At 72.9% G+C, this 16,916-nt stretch carries 14 protein-coding genes; 9 read left to right on the top strand and 5 right to left on the bottom strand.

The genetic code is table 11. The annotated features are described in order from the left end of the window. Positions 1-3 precede the first annotated feature (3 nt). Positions 4-1,329, bottom strand: a complete 1,326-nt coding sequence (locus H4696_RS10130) for a hypothetical protein (protein WP_086856025.1) — start codon at positions 1,327-1,329, stop codon at positions 4-6. A 127-nt stretch (positions 1,330-1,456) separates the two neighbouring features. On the opposite strand from H4696_RS10130, the gene H4696_RS10125 reads away from it, so the two are divergent. Together H4696_RS10125 and mshC are read left to right on the top strand one after the other, a co-directional pair. Further along, positions 1,457-2,218 carry a MerR family transcriptional regulator gene (locus H4696_RS10125; protein WP_086856024.1) on the top strand — a complete coding sequence of 254 codons (762 nt, stop codon included), beginning with the start codon at positions 1,457-1,459 and terminating at the stop codon, positions 2,216-2,218. Positions 2,219-2,285: 67 nt separating this feature from the next. Beyond that, the gene (gene mshC, locus H4696_RS10120; RefSeq protein ID WP_086856023.1) at positions 2,286-3,524 is read left to right on the top strand and encodes a cysteine--1-D-myo-inosityl 2-amino-2-deoxy-alpha-D-glucopyranoside ligase; all 1,239 of its coding nucleotides are present in this window, start codon (positions 2,286-2,288) and stop codon (positions 3,522-3,524) included. A gap of 56 nt (positions 3,525-3,580) precedes the next feature. Here the strand turns inward: mshC and H4696_RS10115 are convergent, their stop codons facing one another. Together H4696_RS10115 and H4696_RS10110 are read right to left on the bottom strand one after the other, a co-directional pair. Beyond that, positions 3,581-5,212: an ABC-F family ATP-binding cassette domain-containing protein gene (locus H4696_RS10115; RefSeq protein WP_086856022.1), complete on the bottom strand. Its 1,632-nt coding sequence runs from the start codon at positions 5,210-5,212 to the stop codon at positions 3,581-3,583. A 158-nt stretch (positions 5,213-5,370) separates the two neighbouring features. Then, a complete protein-coding gene (locus H4696_RS10110; protein ID WP_086856021.1) occupies positions 5,371-5,847 on the bottom strand; it encodes a MarR family winged helix-turn-helix transcriptional regulator in 477 nt (158 codons plus the stop codon). Between the two features lie 147 nt (positions 5,848-5,994). On the opposite strand from H4696_RS10110, the gene H4696_RS10105 reads away from it, so the two are divergent. From H4696_RS10105 to H4696_RS10095, 3 genes are read left to right on the top strand one after another with little or no spacing between them, the layout of a single operon-like run. Further along, positions 5,995-6,582 carry an ArsR/SmtB family transcription factor gene (locus tag H4696_RS10105; RefSeq protein WP_086856020.1) on the top strand — a complete coding sequence of 196 codons (588 nt, stop codon included), beginning with the start codon at positions 5,995-5,997 and terminating at the stop codon, positions 6,580-6,582. Continuing rightward, a complete protein-coding gene (locus H4696_RS10100; RefSeq protein ID WP_086856019.1) occupies positions 6,579-7,841 on the top strand; it encodes an MFS transporter in 1,263 nt (420 codons plus the stop codon). Before H4696_RS10105 ends, H4696_RS10100 begins: the two co-directional genes overlap by 4 nt. Further along, the gene (locus H4696_RS10095) at positions 7,805-8,638 is read left to right on the top strand and encodes a metallophosphoesterase family protein (protein ID WP_086856018.1); all 834 of its coding nucleotides are present in this window, start codon (positions 7,805-7,807) and stop codon (positions 8,636-8,638) included. Before H4696_RS10100 ends, H4696_RS10095 begins: the two co-directional genes overlap by 37 nt. A 7-nt stretch (positions 8,639-8,645) precedes the next feature. Here H4696_RS10095 and H4696_RS10090 read toward each other — a convergent pair whose 3' ends face one another. Further along, a complete protein-coding gene (locus H4696_RS10090; protein WP_086856017.1) occupies positions 8,646-9,191 on the bottom strand; it encodes a CGNR zinc finger domain-containing protein in 546 nt (181 codons plus the stop codon). 38 nt (positions 9,192-9,229) lie between these two features. On the opposite strand from H4696_RS10090, the gene H4696_RS10085 reads away from it, so the two are divergent. Next, positions 9,230-10,171 (top strand): phosphotriesterase family protein, encoded by a 942-nt coding sequence (locus H4696_RS10085; RefSeq protein ID WP_249026817.1) that lies wholly within the window; start codon positions 9,230-9,232, stop codon positions 10,169-10,171. A gap of 3 nt (positions 10,172-10,174) precedes the next feature. Here the strand turns inward: H4696_RS10085 and H4696_RS10080 are convergent, their stop codons facing one another. Then, a complete protein-coding gene (locus H4696_RS10080) occupies positions 10,175-11,080 on the bottom strand; it encodes a PAC2 family protein (protein ID WP_192782225.1) in 906 nt (301 codons plus the stop codon). 38 nt (positions 11,081-11,118) lie between these two features. Here H4696_RS10080 and metH point away from each other — a divergent pair, with 38 nt between their 5' ends. The 3 genes from metH (at position 11,119) to H4696_RS10065 (ending at position 16,909) form a co-directional block, all read left to right on the top strand. Continuing rightward, positions 11,119-14,673: a methionine synthase gene (gene metH, locus H4696_RS10075; protein WP_086860497.1), complete on the top strand. Its 3,555-nt coding sequence runs from the start codon at positions 11,119-11,121 to the stop codon at positions 14,671-14,673. 74 nt (positions 14,674-14,747) lie between these two features. Next, positions 14,748-15,392: an HAD family hydrolase gene (locus H4696_RS10070; RefSeq protein ID WP_276328928.1), complete on the top strand. Its 645-nt coding sequence runs from the start codon at positions 14,748-14,750 to the stop codon at positions 15,390-15,392. A gap of 56 nt (positions 15,393-15,448) precedes the next feature. Then, positions 15,449-16,909, top strand: coding sequence for an AlkA N-terminal domain-containing protein (locus tag H4696_RS10065; protein ID WP_086860493.1), 1,461 nt, complete (start codon positions 15,449-15,451; stop codon positions 16,907-16,909). Positions 16,910-16,916 lie beyond the last annotated feature (7 nt).

The raw sequence follows: 16,916 nt of genomic DNA, 5'->3' as shown, positions 1-16,916 counted from the left end.
GCGTCACGGCCCTCGTCGGTGACGTCCGTGGGCCGCCCGGTCTTCCTCTGCCCGGTGTAGCGATCGCGCGGCGCGGGCCGTGTCGGCGTGACCGGTGGGCAGGTACGCCTCGTGGTCGGCGAGCACCTCCACGCCGAGCGCACGGGCCTGCCCGCGCGCGCCCTCGCCCACGAGCAGGTCCACCGAACGGCGCCGCAGCCGCAGGACCGGCCCGAGCCGCGGGCCCGCTTCCGCCGACGGCAGGGCCCGGAAGTGCCGCCACAACGCGGCGGCGTGGCTGGCGAGGTCCCCGGTGTCCTCCCCGTCCACCACGGCGAACGCCCGATCCAGGGCCGCGGCCAGCCGGTCCTCCGTGTGCAGCAGGCCGAGGATCGCGCGCCGGGTCAGCCGGTGCATCGTCACCACGTCGCCGCTGAGGTCGGACTCCGTGAGGGACGCCGCGGCGAGACCGGCCAGCGCCGCGTCCACCGCCACCGGGTCCGGGCCCACCCGGTGGACCAGCGCGAGCCGGACACCCGGCGGGCCGAGCACGGCCAGCAATTCGGCGACCGCCGCGGCCCGGCTGTCCCGGGCCGCCACCGCTCGCAATGCCGCTATCGTCGTGTCTTCGACGCAGGGCGAGTGGTCTTCGCCCGGGTCCCGTTCCAGCGGCGGGATCCGCTGCAGCCGGTCGAGGGTGCCCCCGCTCCGGAGCACCCCGCCCGCCTGGGCGAGCGCCAGTGGCAGGCCGCCGAGTTCCCTCACGACGTCGGTCAGGGCGGTGTCGCGGCCCGACCGCGCACGCAGGAAGTGGACGGCTTCGGACTCGGTGAACGCCGGCACCGGGAGCGTGGGTCCGAGGACTTCGAAGTCCGGCACCGTCGTCGTCACGAGGACGCGGGCACGGGCGGGAAGCCAGCGATTGAGCGCGTCCGGGTCGGTCGCGCCGTCGAAGACGACGAGGGCGTCGTCGAGGCCGTCGAGCCACGCCAGGCCCTCGCGGGCGGCCGCTTCGGTGTCGGAACCCCGGGCCAGCGCGGCGAAGGCACGAGCGGGAGCCGCCGGGTCTTCGGCCGCCACCCAGACCACCGGGGAGCGGGCGGCCCGGACGTAGGCGGCGGCGACGTGCGTCTTGCCCACCCCGCCGCGGCCGAGCAGGACGCAGAACCGGCCGGTCCGGAACGTCTCGTCGATCTTCGGCAGCAGTGTGGCGCGCGGCACAGCGGCGATCGGCTCGTGCGGGACGGCGCCGGCGACGAACCGGGGACGAGGACGGCGCCGCACCAGCACGACCGCCGTGACCAGCGCGACCACGACGACCGCGCCGCCGACGACGAGCCCGGTGATCATCCGGCCAGGCTAATCGCGCGTGCCGCCGGACGGCGGTTGCGGAAGGGTGATGCTTGACCCTCACGTCGCGTCAGGCAGCACCGTGGTCGTCGCAAGGGCCGAACGGCCACCGAAGAGGAGGGGAACGATGGGGCATCCGGTGGGCAAGGTCGCCGCACTGGCCGGGATCACCGTCCGGACGCTGCACCACTACGACGAGATCGGCCTGCTCAGCCCGAGCGGGCGGACCGCGTCCGGGTACCGCAGCTACTCCGGCGAGGACCTCGACCGGCTGCAGCGGATCCTGTTCTACCGGGAGCTCGGCTTTCCCCTCGAGACGATCGCGACCCTCGTCGACGACCCGGGCATCGACGCCGACGCGCACCTGAAAAAGCAGCGGGAGCTGCTGGTGGCGCGGATCGGGGAGCTCGGGCGGATGGTCGCGGCCGTCGACCGCGTGATGGAGGCGAGAGCCATGGGCAGCGCGTTGACGCCCGAAGAGAAGTTCGAAGTGTTCGGCGGGTTCCGCGAGCCGGACGGCTATGCGGAGGAAGCCGCCCGCCGGTGGGCGCACACCCCCGAGTGGCGGGGCGCGGCGACGCCGTCGAAAGAGGACCTGGCGGCCGGTGAGGCCGCCCGGAAGGACTGGGTGGCGCGGCTCGGCGCCGTCCTGGACGCCGGCGGCGCGCCGGACAGCCCCGAGGCCGGGGAACTGGCCGAGGCACACCGGGAGATGCTGTCCCGCGTGATAGGCGAGTGCTCCTACGAGACGCAGCGGCGGATCGGGGCGTTGTACGTCACCGAGCCGGCGCAGCTGGAGTTCCTGGTCCGGGCCGACGAGCAGCGTCCCGGCGTGGGCGTGTTCATCCGTGACGCCATCGAAGCGAACGCGGCCCACCGGGAGGAATGACTCCGCCACGTGGGGGAGGAGTCCCACCGGGCGGGAGGGTGTGCGGGGCAGCGCTTACAGTCGGGGTATGCAGACTTGGTCATCGGTCGACGTGCCCCGCATCCCCGGCACCCCCCGCCCGCTGCGGCTCCACGACACGGCCACCGGGCAGATCCGCCCGACCGCGCCCGGCGCCACCGCCCGGATGTACGTCTGCGGCATCACGCCCTACGACGCGACGCATCTGGGGCACGCCGCGACGTACCTCGCTTTCGACCTGGTGAACCGGATCTGGCGGGACAACGGCCACGACGTCCACTACGTGCAGAACGTGACGGACATCGACGAGCCGCTGCTGGAGCGGGCCGAGCGGGACAAGGACGACTGGGTCGTGCTGGGCATGCGCGAGACGGCGCTGTTCCGCGAGGACATGACGGCGCTGCGGGTGGTCCCGCCGCAGCAGTTCGTCGGCGCGGTGGAGAGCATCCCGGAGATCGTCGAGGTCATCGCCAAGCTGCTGGCCAACGGCGCCGCCTACCGGGCGGACGACCCGGAGTTCCCGGACATCTACTTCGACCACTCGGCGACCGGCAAGTTCGGCTACGAGTCGAACTACGACGAGCCGACGATGGCGAAGTTCTTCGCCGAGCGCGGCGGCGACCCCGACCGCCCCGGCAAGCGCCACCCGCTCGACGCGCTGCTGTGGCGCGTCGCCCGCGACGGCGAGCCGTCGTGGGAATCCGAGCTGGGTCCCGGCCGTCCCGGCTGGCACATCGAGTGCAGCGCGATCGCCGTCAACCGGCTCGGCCTCGGGTTCGACCTCCAGGGCGGCGGGTCCGACCTGATCTTCCCGCACCACGAGTACAGCGCGGCGCACGCCGAAGCCGTGGCCAAGGACGGCCAGTTCGCCCGCCACTACGTCCACGCCGGGATGATCGGCCTCGACGGCGAGAAGATGTCCAAGTCCCGCGGCAACCTGGTGTTCGTCTCGCGGCTGCGGGCCGACCAGGTCGACCCGGGCGCGATCCGGCTGGCCCTGTTCGCCGGCCACTACCGCGCCGACCGGCCCTGGACGGACTCGCTGCTGGCCGAGGCCGAGACGCGGCTGGCGCGCTGGCGCGAAGCCGTCTCGCTGGCCACCGGGCCGTCGGCCGAGGACACGATCTCCCGGCTGCGCGACCACCTGTCGGACGACCTCGACACCCCGAAGGCCCTCGCCGCGATCGACGCGTGGGCTGCCGAGGCCCTCCGTCGCGACGGCACCGACCCCACGGCCCCGGGCCTCGTCCGCATCGCGGTCGACGCCCTCCTCGGCATCGCCCTCTGAGGACCAGGAGCGGAGCTTTCACGTGAAAGCTCCGCTCCTGGCTTCTGTATAACGGCCTATACGGCGGCGGGGTGGCCGTCGGCCAGGGCGAGGTGGTCGCCGGACCAGTCGCGGCGCAGCCAGCGGTCGTGGGACGCGATGACGACCGCGCCCGGCGCCGTCTCCAGGGCCGCGAACAGTGCTTCCGCCAGGGTCAGCGAAATGTGGTTCGTCGGCTCGTCGAGCAGGAGCACGTCCGGCGGTTCGGCGAGCAGGATCGCCAGCGCCAGCCGCCGCCGCTGGCCGACCGAGAGCGCGCCGACGGGCTGCCGGAGGTCCCGCGACGCCAGCAGGCCGAGCCGGCTCAGCGGGGGAGCCTCCTCGCCGAGGGCGTCCCGGTAGACGCGGGACGCGGTCCGCTCCGGTGCGGCGAACGCGACGTCCTGCTCCAGCAAGCCGACCCGCACGCCGTGTCCGAAGTGGACCGTCCCGGCGGCGGGTGCCAGCCGGCCGGCCAGCACCGAGAGCAGCGTCGACTTCCCGGCGCCGTTCCCGCCGGTGACGAGCAGCCGCGCCGAACCCTCGACGTCCAGCCGCGGCAGGCTCAGCCGGCCCGGGACTTCCAGTCCACGCACCGAAATCGCCGGCCCTTCGCCGGCCGCCCGGCCGGTGAGCTCCGCCCGGAACCGCAGCGGCGCCGGCGGTTTGCGGACCTGGTCGCGTTCCAGGTTCTCCAGTCGCTGCTCGGCGTCGCGCACCCGCCGCGAGATCGTCTTCTGGACGCGGGCGCCCTTGAAGTGGTGGATGAACTTGTCGTTGTCCCGCGGGCCGCGGCCGTAGGCGACGTTCCGCGCGGTGACCGCGACGGTCTCCCGCAGTTCCTTCAGCTCCTCCTGTTCTTCGGCGTAGCGCTGCTCCCACCGCGCGCGCTCGGCCTTCTTGTGGCCGAGGTAGTCGGAGTAGCTGCCGCCGTAGCGGACCGCGCCGCCGGCCTGCCGGTCCGCCGCGGCCGGGTCGAGGTCGACGATGTCGGTGCAGACGGCGTCGAGGAACACCCGGTCGTGCGAGGACAGCACGACTATCCCGGTCAGCTCGGCGAGGTGGCGTTCGAGGAACGCCATCGCCGAGTCGTCGAGGTGGTTGGTCGGCTCGTCCAGCAAGAGCGTCGCCGGTTGCCGGATGAGCAGCGCGGCCAGCCCGAGCCGGGACCGCTGCCCTCCCGAGAGCGTGCCGAGCCGCCGGTCCGGTTCGACGCCGCCGAGGCCGAGCCCGTCGCAGACGAGCTTCGCGCGGCGGTCGGCGTCCCAGAGGTCGTGGGCCTGGGCCCATTCCAGGACTCGGCCGTACTCCTCGAGCACGGCTTCGTCGTCGGGCCGGTCGGTCATCGCCGCGGTCAGCTCGTCGAGGCGGGCGGTGGCGGCTCGGATCTCGGCGAGGGCGTCGTCGAGCACGTCGGCGAAGGTCGCGTCCATGCCGAACGGCAGTTCCTGCAGCAGGAACCCGACGTCGGGGCCGCGAAGCACCTCGCCGGAGCGCGGTTCTTCGAGCCCGGCGAGCAGGCGCAGCAGGGTGGACTTGCCGGTGCCGTTCTCGCCGACGAGGCCGAGCCGCTGCCCGGCCGACGCGGTCAGCGAGACGCCGTCGAGCACCACGCGGGTGCCGTAGCCGAAGACGACGTCCTTGGCCTGCAAGGGAAAAAGGGTTGACATTGCGCATCACCGGGCCCGGAGGAGAAGAAGCGGATATCCCGCCGGGCGTCGTGGCACGCGGGAGCGTCATGCTCGACCGGGTGCCGCCTCGGAAGCGGGATGGGCGCGGTTCAGTTCTTCATAGTGAGAACAAGTTAACGCAACTACCGTAGAGTTAGTCAACGGGTTATGGCCTGCGTCACATCCGGTAGGTCGGCGGTCGACCGCTCGGCGGCCGCGGTGCCGTCGGTGAGGAACTCGAGCAGCGCGGTCAGCTGGCGGCGGTCGAAGCGCGAGAGCCGCTCGCCGACGAACCGGGCCATCGGCGCGTAGAGCTCGGCGAGCTCGGCCATCCGGTCGGGCAGCGGCCGGACGACGAGCCGGCGCCGGTCGGCCGGGTCCGGCGCGCGTTCGGCCAGCCGGTGCAGCGCCATCCGGTCGAGCAGCCGGGTGAAGGCCCCCGTCGACATCCCGAGCAGCTTCGCGAGTTCGGTCGGGGAGTCGCTGACGCCGCCGTGGAGCAGGTGCAGGCAGTGCAGCTCGGTCGGGGTGACGCCCATCCGTTCGGCGACCGCGGCGTGGAAGAGCGCGGTCGAGCCCACGAACCGGGGGAGGGCGAGGGCGGCGGCGGTGGCGAGTTCGCGCTGGTCGGGCAACGTCCATCCAAGGTCGGGTCACGGCGCAGTCACTGCCCTGGGCAGCTGCTGCGCAGCGAACGATAGCGCAGCCGGTTGACAAACCCGCAGGCGGGACCGACTATGAAAGAATTCTTTCGAAACAACTCTTTCAGACTTGGGGCGACAATGGCCGAGCTGCCGCCGCGCAAGCGGATCGAGGACGTCGAGCTGCTGCGCGCGCTGGCGCACCCGCTGCGGTCGGCGCTGCTCAACCACCTGACCGCCGTCGGCCCGCGCACCGCGAGCGAGTGCGCGGAGGCGGTCGGCTCGACGGCGTCCAACTGCAGCTGGCACCTGCGGCAGCTCGCGCAGTACGGGCTGGTCGAGCGGGCCGACGCCGAAGACGGCCGCGAACGCCCCTGGCGCGCCCGGCAGGTCGGCCTCGAAATGGGGGAGCTGGCCGACGACCCGGCGCACCGGGCCGCGCAGCTCGGCGTCGTCGGCGCGACGCTGAGCCACGAGCAGGAGCTGACCCAGCGGTACCTGGACTCCCTCGACGACCTCGATCCCGCCTGGCGCGCCGCGACCGGGATGTCGACCTACGCGCTGCGCGTCACGCCCGCGGAGCTGACCCGGCTGACCGAGGCGATCGACGCGCTGGTCCGGCCGTACGTCGGCGCGATCCGGACCGATGCGCCGGCGGACGCGGGGTCGGTGCACCTCGGCCTCCGCGCGTTCCCGCGCATCGAGCACTCGGGGAAGGCGGAGGCGTGAAACAGCTGCTGGGGGTGCCCGCGTTCGCACGGCTGTGGGTGGCGGCGTTCTTCGGCGAGACGGCCGAATGGATGCTGCAGGTGGCGCTGCCGGTCTACGTCTTCCAGCGCACCGGTTCCGCCGCGACGACGGCGCTGAGCATCGTGCTCGGCCTGCTGCCCGCGGTCCTGCTGAGCCCGATCGCCGGCGTCGTCGCCGACCGGTGGAACCGCCGCGCGGTGCTGTTCGGCGTCTGCTGCGGGCTCGCCGTCGTGGCGCTCCCGCTGCTGGCCGAGCCCGGTGTCGCGGTGGTCTACGCGGTGATGGCCGCCCAGGCGGCGCTGGCGTCGGTGTTCGAGCCGGCGCGCAACGCGCTCGTCCCGGAGCTGGTCGGGGTCGCCGACGTGACCGGGGCCAACGGGCTGATGAGCGTGAACGGCAGCGTCGCCCGGCTCGCCGGCGGCTGGGCGGGCGGCGCGTTGCTGGGCTTCGGCGGGCTCGCCGACGTCATCACCGGCTACCTGGCCGTCCTCGCGGTGGCCGCGGCACTGCTGGCCAAGCCGTTCCGGCGGGTGACGGCGCCCGCGCCCGCCGCCGTGCGCGAACCCGTCGTCCAGGCCTGGCTCGACGGCCTGCGGGAGCTGACGCGCAACCGGCGCCTGTGGCGCACCGGCCTCGCGCTGGTGTGCACGTCGCTCGCGCAGGGCATGTTCCTGGTGCTGTTCGTGGTGTACGTCTTCGACGTGCTCGGCGGCAGCGAGGCCGACGCGGGCCTGCTGCGGGGCGTGCAGGCGATCGGCGGGCTGGCCGCCGGGTTCGCGCTGGCGACCGTGGCGCGGCGGGTGGCGCCCACCGCCCTGCTCGGGTGGGGATCGCTCGCGATGGGCGTGCTGTCCGCGGTGATCTGGAACCTCTCGCCGGTGACGACCGCTCTGGGCGTGTACGTCGGGTTGTTCGTCCTCGTCGGCGCGCCGGGCGTGGTCGTCGGTGCCGGGGTGCTGTCGGAGATCCAGAGCGTGGTCGCGCCGGAACGGGCCGGGCGGGTGCTGAGCACGACGTTCGCCGTGATGGCCACCTTCACGACCGTCGGCGCGCTGCTGGCGGGCACCTTGGTTTCGGTGACCGGGCCCGCGGTGCTGCTGGACGTGCAGGCTGGTGTCTACGTGCTCGCGGGCGTGCTCATGCTGTCCCGGATTCGCAGGTTTCACGAAGTCCCCGGGAACGCGGTGGCTACGGTGGAGGGGTGCCACACCTCTTCGCCACCAGCGACCTCCACGTGACCCACGAGGGCAACGGCCCGATCCTCGACTCCGTCGTCCCCGAGACGGCGGACGACTGGCTGCTCGTGGCCGGCGACGTGGCCGAGCGCGCGGATGCCACCATCGGGACGCTGAAGACCCTGCGGGAACGGTTCGCGAAGGTCGTCTGGGTGCCGGGCAACCACGAGCTGTGGACCACGAACAACGACCCGTGCCAGCTGCGCGGCCAGGCCCGCTACGAACACCTCGTCGAGCGGTGCCGCGAGATCGGCGTGCTGACCCCGGAGGACGAATACCCGGTCTGGGAGCACGGTTCGCGGCCGCTGACCATCGCGCCGCTGTTCCTGCTCTACGACTACAGCTGGCGGACCCCGGAGGCCGAGGGCAAGCCCCTGGAGGAGGCCCTGCGCCAGGCGCGCGAGGCCGGGGTCGTCTGCACCGACGAGTACTTCCTGCACCCGGACCCGTACCCGAGCCGGCAGGCGTGGTGCGCGGACCGGCTGAAGATCAGCACCGAACGCCTCGACGCGATCCCCGAGGACCACGGCACGATCCTGATGTCGCACTGGCCGCTGCACCGCCACCCGACCGCGCCGCTGTACTGGCCGGAGTTCGCGCTGTGGTGCGGTTCGACCAAGACCGAGGACTGGCACGTGCGGTACCGCGCGGAGATCGCGGTGTACGGGCACCTGCACATCCCGCGCACGACCGAGGCCGATGGCGTGCGGTTCGAAGAGGTTTCGCTGGGATATCCGCGCGAGTGGCGGAAGCGCGCGCGGGGTGCGGTGCCGATGCGCCGCATCCTCTGGCCGTCCTGAGTGGCTGTCATGACTCCGTGCGGCGCCGTTCCCTGAGCGCACGCACCCGGCCACGGCTCGCGCAGGCGGGGGACGGGCACCAGCGTCGCCGGCCGCCCGGGTCGGAAAACACCCCTCGGCAATCCTGCTCCGGGCAGGCCCGCAAGTCGTGCCGCAAGGGACCGGTCAGCCAGTCCGCCGCTTGGTGGGCCAACCGGGCGAAGGCGGCGGCCGCGGTCGGCGGGGCGCTGCGGTGCAGCCGGTCGAGCGCGGCCAGGTGGACCGGCTCCGCGTCGAGGAATCCGGTCAGCGCCCGCACCTGCTCGGCGGTCGGCGCGACGCCGTCCACTGCGCCCAAGGCGAGCGGCCGAAGCACTTCACGCAGGTCATAGGCCGTCGTCACGTCGAAGTCCGTGACCGGCGCGAGCGGGGTCAGCTCCGACGCGGCCAGCCAGTCGCGCAGCCGCTCCGCGGTCGGAATGCGCTCCACCGGCTGCGGCCCGAAGTGGCGGCCGCGGGTCGCAAGCAGGTTCAGCCAAGGCGCGCCCATGTCGAGGCGGAAGTCTTCCGGCACCGCGCCATCGTAACGGCTCAGCCGTTACACTCGGCCGGGTGACTGGGGAACCCAAGGTGCGCACGCTGCTCGGCGACATCGATCCGGCCGCGCTCGGCGTAACCGACTCGCACGACCACCTCTTCTTCGCCTCGAAACTGCTCCCGGGCGAGGAGCTGGACAGCACGGAAGCGGCCCTGGAGCAGCTGATCCGGTTCCGGGCCGCCGGCGGGGCGAGCGTGGTGCAGTGGACGCCGTTCGGGCTCGGCCGCCGGACCCGGGAACTCGCCCACTGCTCGCGGGAAACCGGGGTGCACGTGGTCGCGGCGACCGGCCTGCACCGGGCCGCGCACTACTCACCGGCGTTCCTCCGCCAGGTGGTCGACGACCTGGTCCGGCTCTTCGTCGCCGACCTCGTCGAGGGCACCGGGCCCGCCGACCTGCCGGAGGACCTGCGGATGCGGCAGCACCGGGCGGGGCTGATCAAGGTCGCCGGCGCGTTCCACGCGATCGACGCGCACGCCCGGACGACGCTGACCGCCGCCGCGGTGGCGCACGAAGAAACCGGGGCGCCGATCGCGGTCCACCTCGAACACGGCACCGCCGGGCCCGAGATCGCCGAGCTGCTGTGCGGCACGCTCGGCGTGCCCGCCGACCGGGTGATCCTCGGGCACCTGAACCGCCACCCGGAGCCGAGGACCCAGCGCGAGATCGCGGAAACCGGCGTCTTCCTGGCGTTCGACGGGCCGTCACTGGCCAACCGCGACACGGACTGGCGGCTCGCGGACTGCCTCGAAGCGCTCGTCGGCGCCGGGCACGGCGGTCAGCTGCTGCTCGGCGGCGACACGACGACCGCGACGGCCCGCCGTGAGCCGGGTGGCCTGCCGTACCTGCTCACGACGCTGGCGCCGCGGCTGACGAAGGCGCTGGGCGGGGACGTCGTCACGGCCATGCTGGTGGCGAACCCCGCCCGGGCGTTCGCCACCAGCTGGCTGAAGTAGCCCTCAGCGCAGGCCGAAGCCTTCCTGTCCGCCGCCTCGGCCGCGGCGCCGCAGGTAGCGCTCGAACTCCGCGGCGATCTTGTCGCCGCTGACGTCCTGCTCCGCGACTTCGCTCTGCGCGTCGCCGCGCTCCTCGAGGCCCCGGACGTACTCGCTGATCTCTTCGTCCTCGTCGGCCATCTCGCTGACCGTGCGCTGCCACTCCTCGGCCTGCTCCGGCAGCGCGCCGAGCGGGATCTCGACGTCGAGGATGTCCTCCAGCTTGTGCAGCAGCGCCAGCGTCGCCTTCGGGGACGGCGGGTGCGACACGTAGTGCGGCACCGCCGCCCAGATCGACACGGCCGGGATGCCCGCCTGCACGCAGTAGTCCTGCAGGATCCCGACGATGCCGGTCGGGCCCTGGTAGTTGTTCAGGTCGAGGCCGTAGAGCGACGCGGTGTCCTTGTCGTACGCCGTCCCGGTGACCGGGACCGGCCGGGTGTGCGCGGTGTCGGCGAGCAGCGCGCCGAGCGTCACGACGGTCGCGACGTCGAGCTGCTTGATGTGCTCCAGCAGCTCCGCGCAGAACGCGCGCCAGCGCATGTTCGGCTCGGGTCCCTGGACGAGGACCACGTCGCGGTCGAACCCGTCCGGGCGGCACACCGAGAGCGTCGTCGTCGGCCAGTCCACCCGGCGAGTGACGCCGTCCACCATCCGGACGGTCGGGCGGCTGACCTGGAAGTCGTAGTAGTCGTCGGGCTCCAGTTCGGCCAGGGGCGTGGCGTCCCAATTCAGCTGCAGGTGCTCGACCGCCCGGCTGGCCGCGTCACCTGCGTCGTTCCAGCCTTCGAAGGCGACGACCATCAACGGTCGGGTGGGTTCGGGGCGGTCGCCAGGCGGCCGCGGGGTCTCGTCGACGGGCTCACTCACCGGACCAGCCTACGACCACCGGCCTTACCCTGTTCAGCATGTCCGACCGCCTGTCGTCCGCCTTTCTCGAAGCCCTCGGCTCACGCGTCCTGGTGGCCGACGGGGCGATGGGCACCGCCCTGCAGGCCCACGACCTCAGCCTGGACGACTTCGGCGGGCTCGAAGGCTGCAACGAGATCCTCAACGTCACCCGGCCGGACGTCGTCCGGTCCGTCCACCGCGGCTACCTCGAAGCGGGGGCGGACGCGGTCGAGACGAACACTTTCGGGGCCAATTTCGCCAACTTCGCCGAATACGACATCACCGAGCGGATCTTCGAACTGGCCGAAGCCGGCGCCCGGCTGGCGCGGGAGACCGCGGACGAGTTCGCGACGCCGGACCGCCCGCGGTTCGCGCTCGGCTCGGTCGGCCCCGGCACGAAGCTCCCGACGCTCGGGCACGCGCCGTTCATCACCCTGCGCGACGCCTACCAGGAAGAGGTCCGCGGGCTGCTGGCCGGCGGCGTGGACGCGGTGATCGTCGAGACCACCCAGGACATCCTCCAGACGAAGGCGTCGATCATCGGCGCGAAGCGGGCGATGGCCGCCGAAGGCCGGCGCGTGCCGGTCCTCGCGTCGATCACCGTCGAAACGACCGGGACCATGCTGCTCGGCACCGAGGTCGGCGCGGCACTGGCCGCGCTGGAGCCGCTCGGCATCGACGTCATCGGGCTCAACTGCGCCACCGGCCCGGCCGAGATGAGCGAGCACCTGCGGCAGCTGGCCAAGCACGCCCGGGTGCCGCTGTCGGTGATGCCGAACGCCGGCCTGCCCGAGCTCGGCCCGGACGGCGCCGTCTACCCGCTCGGCCCGGAAGCGCTGGTCGAGGCCCTGACGGGGTTCGTCCGGGAGTTCGGCGTCGGCCTGGTCGGCGGCTGCTGCGGGACCACCGACGAGCACATCCGGCAGCTCGCCGCGGCCGTCTCCGCGACGAAACCGGTGCCGCGCCGGCCGCGCCCGGAGCCCGGCGTGTCGTCGCTCTACCAGGCGGTGCCGTTCAAGCAGGACGCCAGCGTGCTGATGATCGGCGAGCGGACCAACGCCAACGGCTCGAAGGCGTTCCGCACGGCGATGCTCGAGGGCCGCTGGGACGACTGCGTCGAGATCGCCCGCGAGCAGACCCGCGACGGCGCCCACCTGCTCGACCTCTGCGTCGACTACGTCGGGCGCGACGGCACCGCGGACATGGCCGAGCTGGCCGGGCGCCTCGCCACGGCGTCGACGCTGCCGATCATGCTCGACTCCACCGAGGTCGCCGTGCTCGAGGCGGGCCTGCAGCGGCTCGGCGGCCGGTGCGCGGTCAACTCCGTCAACTACGAGGACGGCGACGGGCCGGAGTCCCGGTTCACCCAGGTCATGGAGCTGGTCCGCGAGTACGGCGCGGCGGTAGTCGCCCTTACCATCGACGAAGACGGCCAGGCGCGGACCGCGCGGAAGAAGGCCGACATCGCGACCCGGCTGATCGAGGACATCACCGGGAACTGGGGGCTGCGCACGTCCGACGTCATCGTCGACGCGCTCACCTTCACCATCGCCACCGGCCAGGAGGAGTCGCGCCGCGACGGGGCCGAGACGATCGAGGCGATCCGCGAGATCAAGCGGCGCCACCCCGAGGTCCAGACCACGCTGGGGCTGTCCAACATCTCCTTCGGGCTCAACCCGGCCGCCCGGCAGGTGCTGAACTCGGTGTTCCTGCACGAGTGCGTCCAGGCCGGGCTGGACACCGCGATCGTGCACGCGTCGAAGATCCTCCCGATGGCGCGGATCCCCGACGAACAGCGCGCGGTCGCGCTCGACCTGATCTACGACCGCCGCCGCGAAGGCTACGACCCGCTCCAGGAGCTGATGGCCCTTTTCGAGGGCGTCAGCGCGGCCTCATCGAAGGCGTCGCGAGCCGAAGAGCTGGCCGCGCTGCCGCTGTTCGAGCGCCTCGAACGCCGGATCGTCGACGGCGAGCGCAACGGGCTGGCCGACGACCTCGACGCGGCCCTGGAGCAGCGGCCCGCCCTGGAGATCATCAACGACACGCTGCTGTCGGGCATGAAGACCGTCGGCGAGCTGTTCGGGTCCGGGCAGATGCAGCTGCCGTTCGTGCTGCAGTCCGCCGAGGTGATGAAGGCCGCGGTGGCGCACCTCGAGCCGCACATGGAGAAGGAGGACGACGCCGGCAAGGGCCGGATCGTGCTCGCGACCGTCCGCGGCGACGTGCACGACATCGGCAAGAACCTCGTCGACATCATCCTGTCCAACAACGGCTACGAGGTCGTCAACCTCGGCATCAAGCAGCCGATCACGACCATCCTGGACGCGGCCGAGGAGCAGGGCGCCGACGCGATCGGGATGTCCGGGCTGCTGGTGAAGTCGACCGTGATCATGAAGGAGAACCTCCAGGAGATGAACTCCCGGGGCGTCTCCGCGCGCTGGCCGGTGCTGCTCGGCGGCGCCGCGCTCACCCGGTCGTACGTCGAGAACGACCTCACGGAGCTCTACCTCGGCGACGTCCGCTATGCGCGGGACGCGTTCGAAGGCCTGCGGCTGATGGACGCGATCATGGCCGCCAAGCGCGGGGAGACGCCGCTGGTGGACGCCGACGCGGAGCAGAAGCGCAAGGAGCGCAGGGAACGCCGTGAGCGCTCGCTGCGGATCGCCGAGGCGCGCAAGGCCCGCAAGGAGGAGGAGGAAGCCCTCGAAGGCCCGCCGCCGTCACGCTCCGATGTCGCCACCGATGTGCCGCTGCCGACCCCGCCGTTCTGGGGTTCGCGCGTGGTCAAGGGCGTCGCGCTCGCCGACTACGCCGCGATGCTCGACGAGCGCGCGACCTTCATGGGGCAGTGGGGCCTCAAGGGCGCGCGCGGCGGGGCCGGGCCGACGTACGACGAACTGGTCGAGTCCGAAGGCCGGCCGCGGTTGCGGTACTGGCTCGACCGGCTGACCGCCGACGGCGTCCTGGCCCACGCGGCCGTCGTCTACGGCTACTTCCCCTGCGTCGCCGAGGGCGACGACCTGGTCGTGCTCACGGAACCGGAGCCCGGCGCGCCCGAGCGGGTGCGGTTCACCTTCCCGCGCCAGCGCCGCGACCGGCGGCTCTGCCTGGCCGACTTCTACCGGCCGCGGGAGGCCGGCGAGGTCGACGTCGTGCCGTTCACGATCGTGACCATGGGGCAGCCGATCGCGGACTACGCGAACGAGCTGTTCGCCGCGAACGCCTACCGCGACTACCTCGAAGTGCACGGCCTCGGCGTGCAGCTCACCGAGGCGCTGGCCGAGTACTGGCACTGCCGCGTCCGGCAGGAGCTGACCCTGCCCGGCGGTGTGGCGGTCGCCTCAGAGGACCCGGACGACGTCGAGGACTTCTTCAAGCTCGGCTACCGTGGGGCGAGGTTCTCACTGGGCTACGGCGCCTGTCCCGATCTCGAGGACCGGGCGAAGATCGTCGCGCTCCTCGAGCCGGGCCGCATCGGCGTCAAGCTGTCCGAGGAGTACCAGCTGCACCCCGAGCAGTCGACCGACGCGATCGTCTGCCACCACCCCGAAGCGAAGTACTTCAACACCTGACCTGGAGGGAATCCACTGTGCTGATTGGCGCCTCCGCGGGAAAGAGCACGTCGTCGCGGGACGGACTCTTTGCCGTGTTGTGGGACATGGACGGCACACTGGTCGATTCCGAGAAGCTGTGGGACGTCGCCCTCTACGAGACGGCGGAAGCCCTGGGCGGCAAGCTGTCGGAGGAACAGCGGATGACGCTCGTCGGGTCCAACATGGACGACACCGCGGAGTACCTGCTCGAGGTCGTCGGCCGGGAAGTGACGCCAGAGGCGATCGCCGCCACCGGCGACCAGATCCGCCGCCGCACGGCCGGGCTGTTCGACGACGCGCTGCCGTGGCGCCCGGGGGCCCGCGAAGCACTGGCCGCGGTGAAGGCGGCGGGCCTGCGGTCGGCGCTGGTCACTTCGACCGAACGCGACCTGACCGAGCTGGCGCTGAACACGATCGGCCGCGACTTCTTCGACGTCACGGTGTGCGGCGACGAGGTCGAGGGGCTCAACAAGCCGCACCCGCGCCCGTACCTCAAGGCCGCGGAGCTGCTCGGCGTCGACCCGGCGGCGTGCGTCGCGGTCGAGGATTCCCCGCCGGGCACGGCGTCGGCGGTCGCGGCGGGCTGCACGGTCCTGGTCATCCCGAACGACGTGCCGGTCGAGGCGGGGGAGCGGCGCGTGTTCCGCGACTCGCTCGTGGGTGTCGACGTGCCCGCGCTGGCGGCTTTGCTGGGCTGACGCCCATGTCGCATTTCCGCTAGCCCCGGCCGTCGCGCTCGGCGATGCTGGGTCGCGTGCATGAAGACTTCGAACGGTGCGTGCGGGCCGTGCAGGGCAAGGACGCCCGGTTCGACGGGTGGTTCTACACGGCAGTCCTGACGACGAAGATCTACTGCCGGCCCAGCTGTCCCGTGGTGCCGCCCAAGCCGCGGAACATGAGCTTCTACCCGAGCGCGGCGGCCGCGCAGCAGGCCGGGTTCCGCGCCTGCAAGCGCTGCCGTCCCGACGCCAGCCCCGGCTCGCCGCTGTGGAACGAGCGCGCCGACCTGGTGGCGCGCGCTATGCGGCTGATCGCCGACGGCGTCGTGGACACCGAAGGGGTCCGCGGGCTGGCCGCCCGGCTCGGCTACAGCGTCCGGCAGGTCGAGCGCCAGGTGTTCGCCGAGCTCGGCGCCGGCCCGCTGGCGCTGGCGCGGGCCCAGCGCGCGCAGACCGCGCGGACCCTGATCGAGACGACCACCCTGCCGATGACCGAACTGGCGCTGGCCGCCGGGTTCGGCAGCATCCGGACGTTCAACGACACCGTGCGCGAGGTCTTCGCCCTCTCGCCGACCGAACTGCGGCAGCGCGCCAAGGGCAGGCCCGCGGCCGCCGGGGCGCTCGTGCTGCGGCTGCCGTACCGGAAGCCGCTGTGCCCCGACAACCTGTTCGGGCACCTCGTGGCGACCGGCGTGCCGGGCGTGGAGGAGTGGCGGGACGGCGCCTACCGCCGGACGCTGCGGCTGCCGCACGGCCCCGGCATCGTCGCGCTGCGGCCCGAAGACGGGCACATCGCGTGCCGGCTGACCCTGGCCGACCTCCGCGACCTGCCCGCCGCGACCAGCCGGTGCCGCCGCCTGCTCGACCTCGACGCCGACCCGGTCGCCGTCGACGACCAGCTTGCCACCGACCCGCTGCTCGCGCCCCTGGTCGCCGCCGCGCCGGGCCGCCGGGTCCCGCGCACGGTCGACGGCGCCGAGTTCGCCGTCCGGGCCGTTTTGGGCCAGCAGGTCTCGACAGCGGCGGCCCGGACCCACGCGGCCCGGCTCGTCGTCGCCCACGGCGAACCGGTCGAGGACCCCGGAGGCGGCCTGACCCATCTGTTCCCGTCCCCGGAGGCGCTGGCGTCGCTGGACCCGGAGACGCTGGCCATGCCGCGCAGCCGCCGTCGCACGTTGCTCGCCCTGGTCGAGGCGCTGACCGGCGGCCTCGACCTCGGCGCGGGCAGCGACTGGGACGCGGCCCGGGCGGCGCTGACCGCGTTGCCGGGCTTCGGGCCGTGGACGGTCGAGAGCATCGCGATGCGGGCGCTGGGCGACCCGGACGCCTTCCTCCCCACCGATCTCGGCATCAAGTACGCCGCCGAAACCCTCGGTCTCGGCGGCCAGGCCGCCGTCGTCGCCCGCTCCGCGGCGTGGCGCCCCTGGCGCGCCTACGCCACCCAGCACCTGTGGGCCACCGGTGACCACGCGATCAACCGGATGCCCGCCGCCTAGGAGGTCC

This window comes from Amycolatopsis lexingtonensis (genome assembly GCF_014873755.1).
GTDB classification, from domain to species: domain Bacteria; phylum Actinomycetota; class Actinomycetes; order Mycobacteriales; family Pseudonocardiaceae; genus Amycolatopsis; species Amycolatopsis lexingtonensis.
The sequence above is the reverse complement of the archived record's forward strand: the minus strand, read 5'-3'. Positions and strand labels throughout refer to the sequence as shown.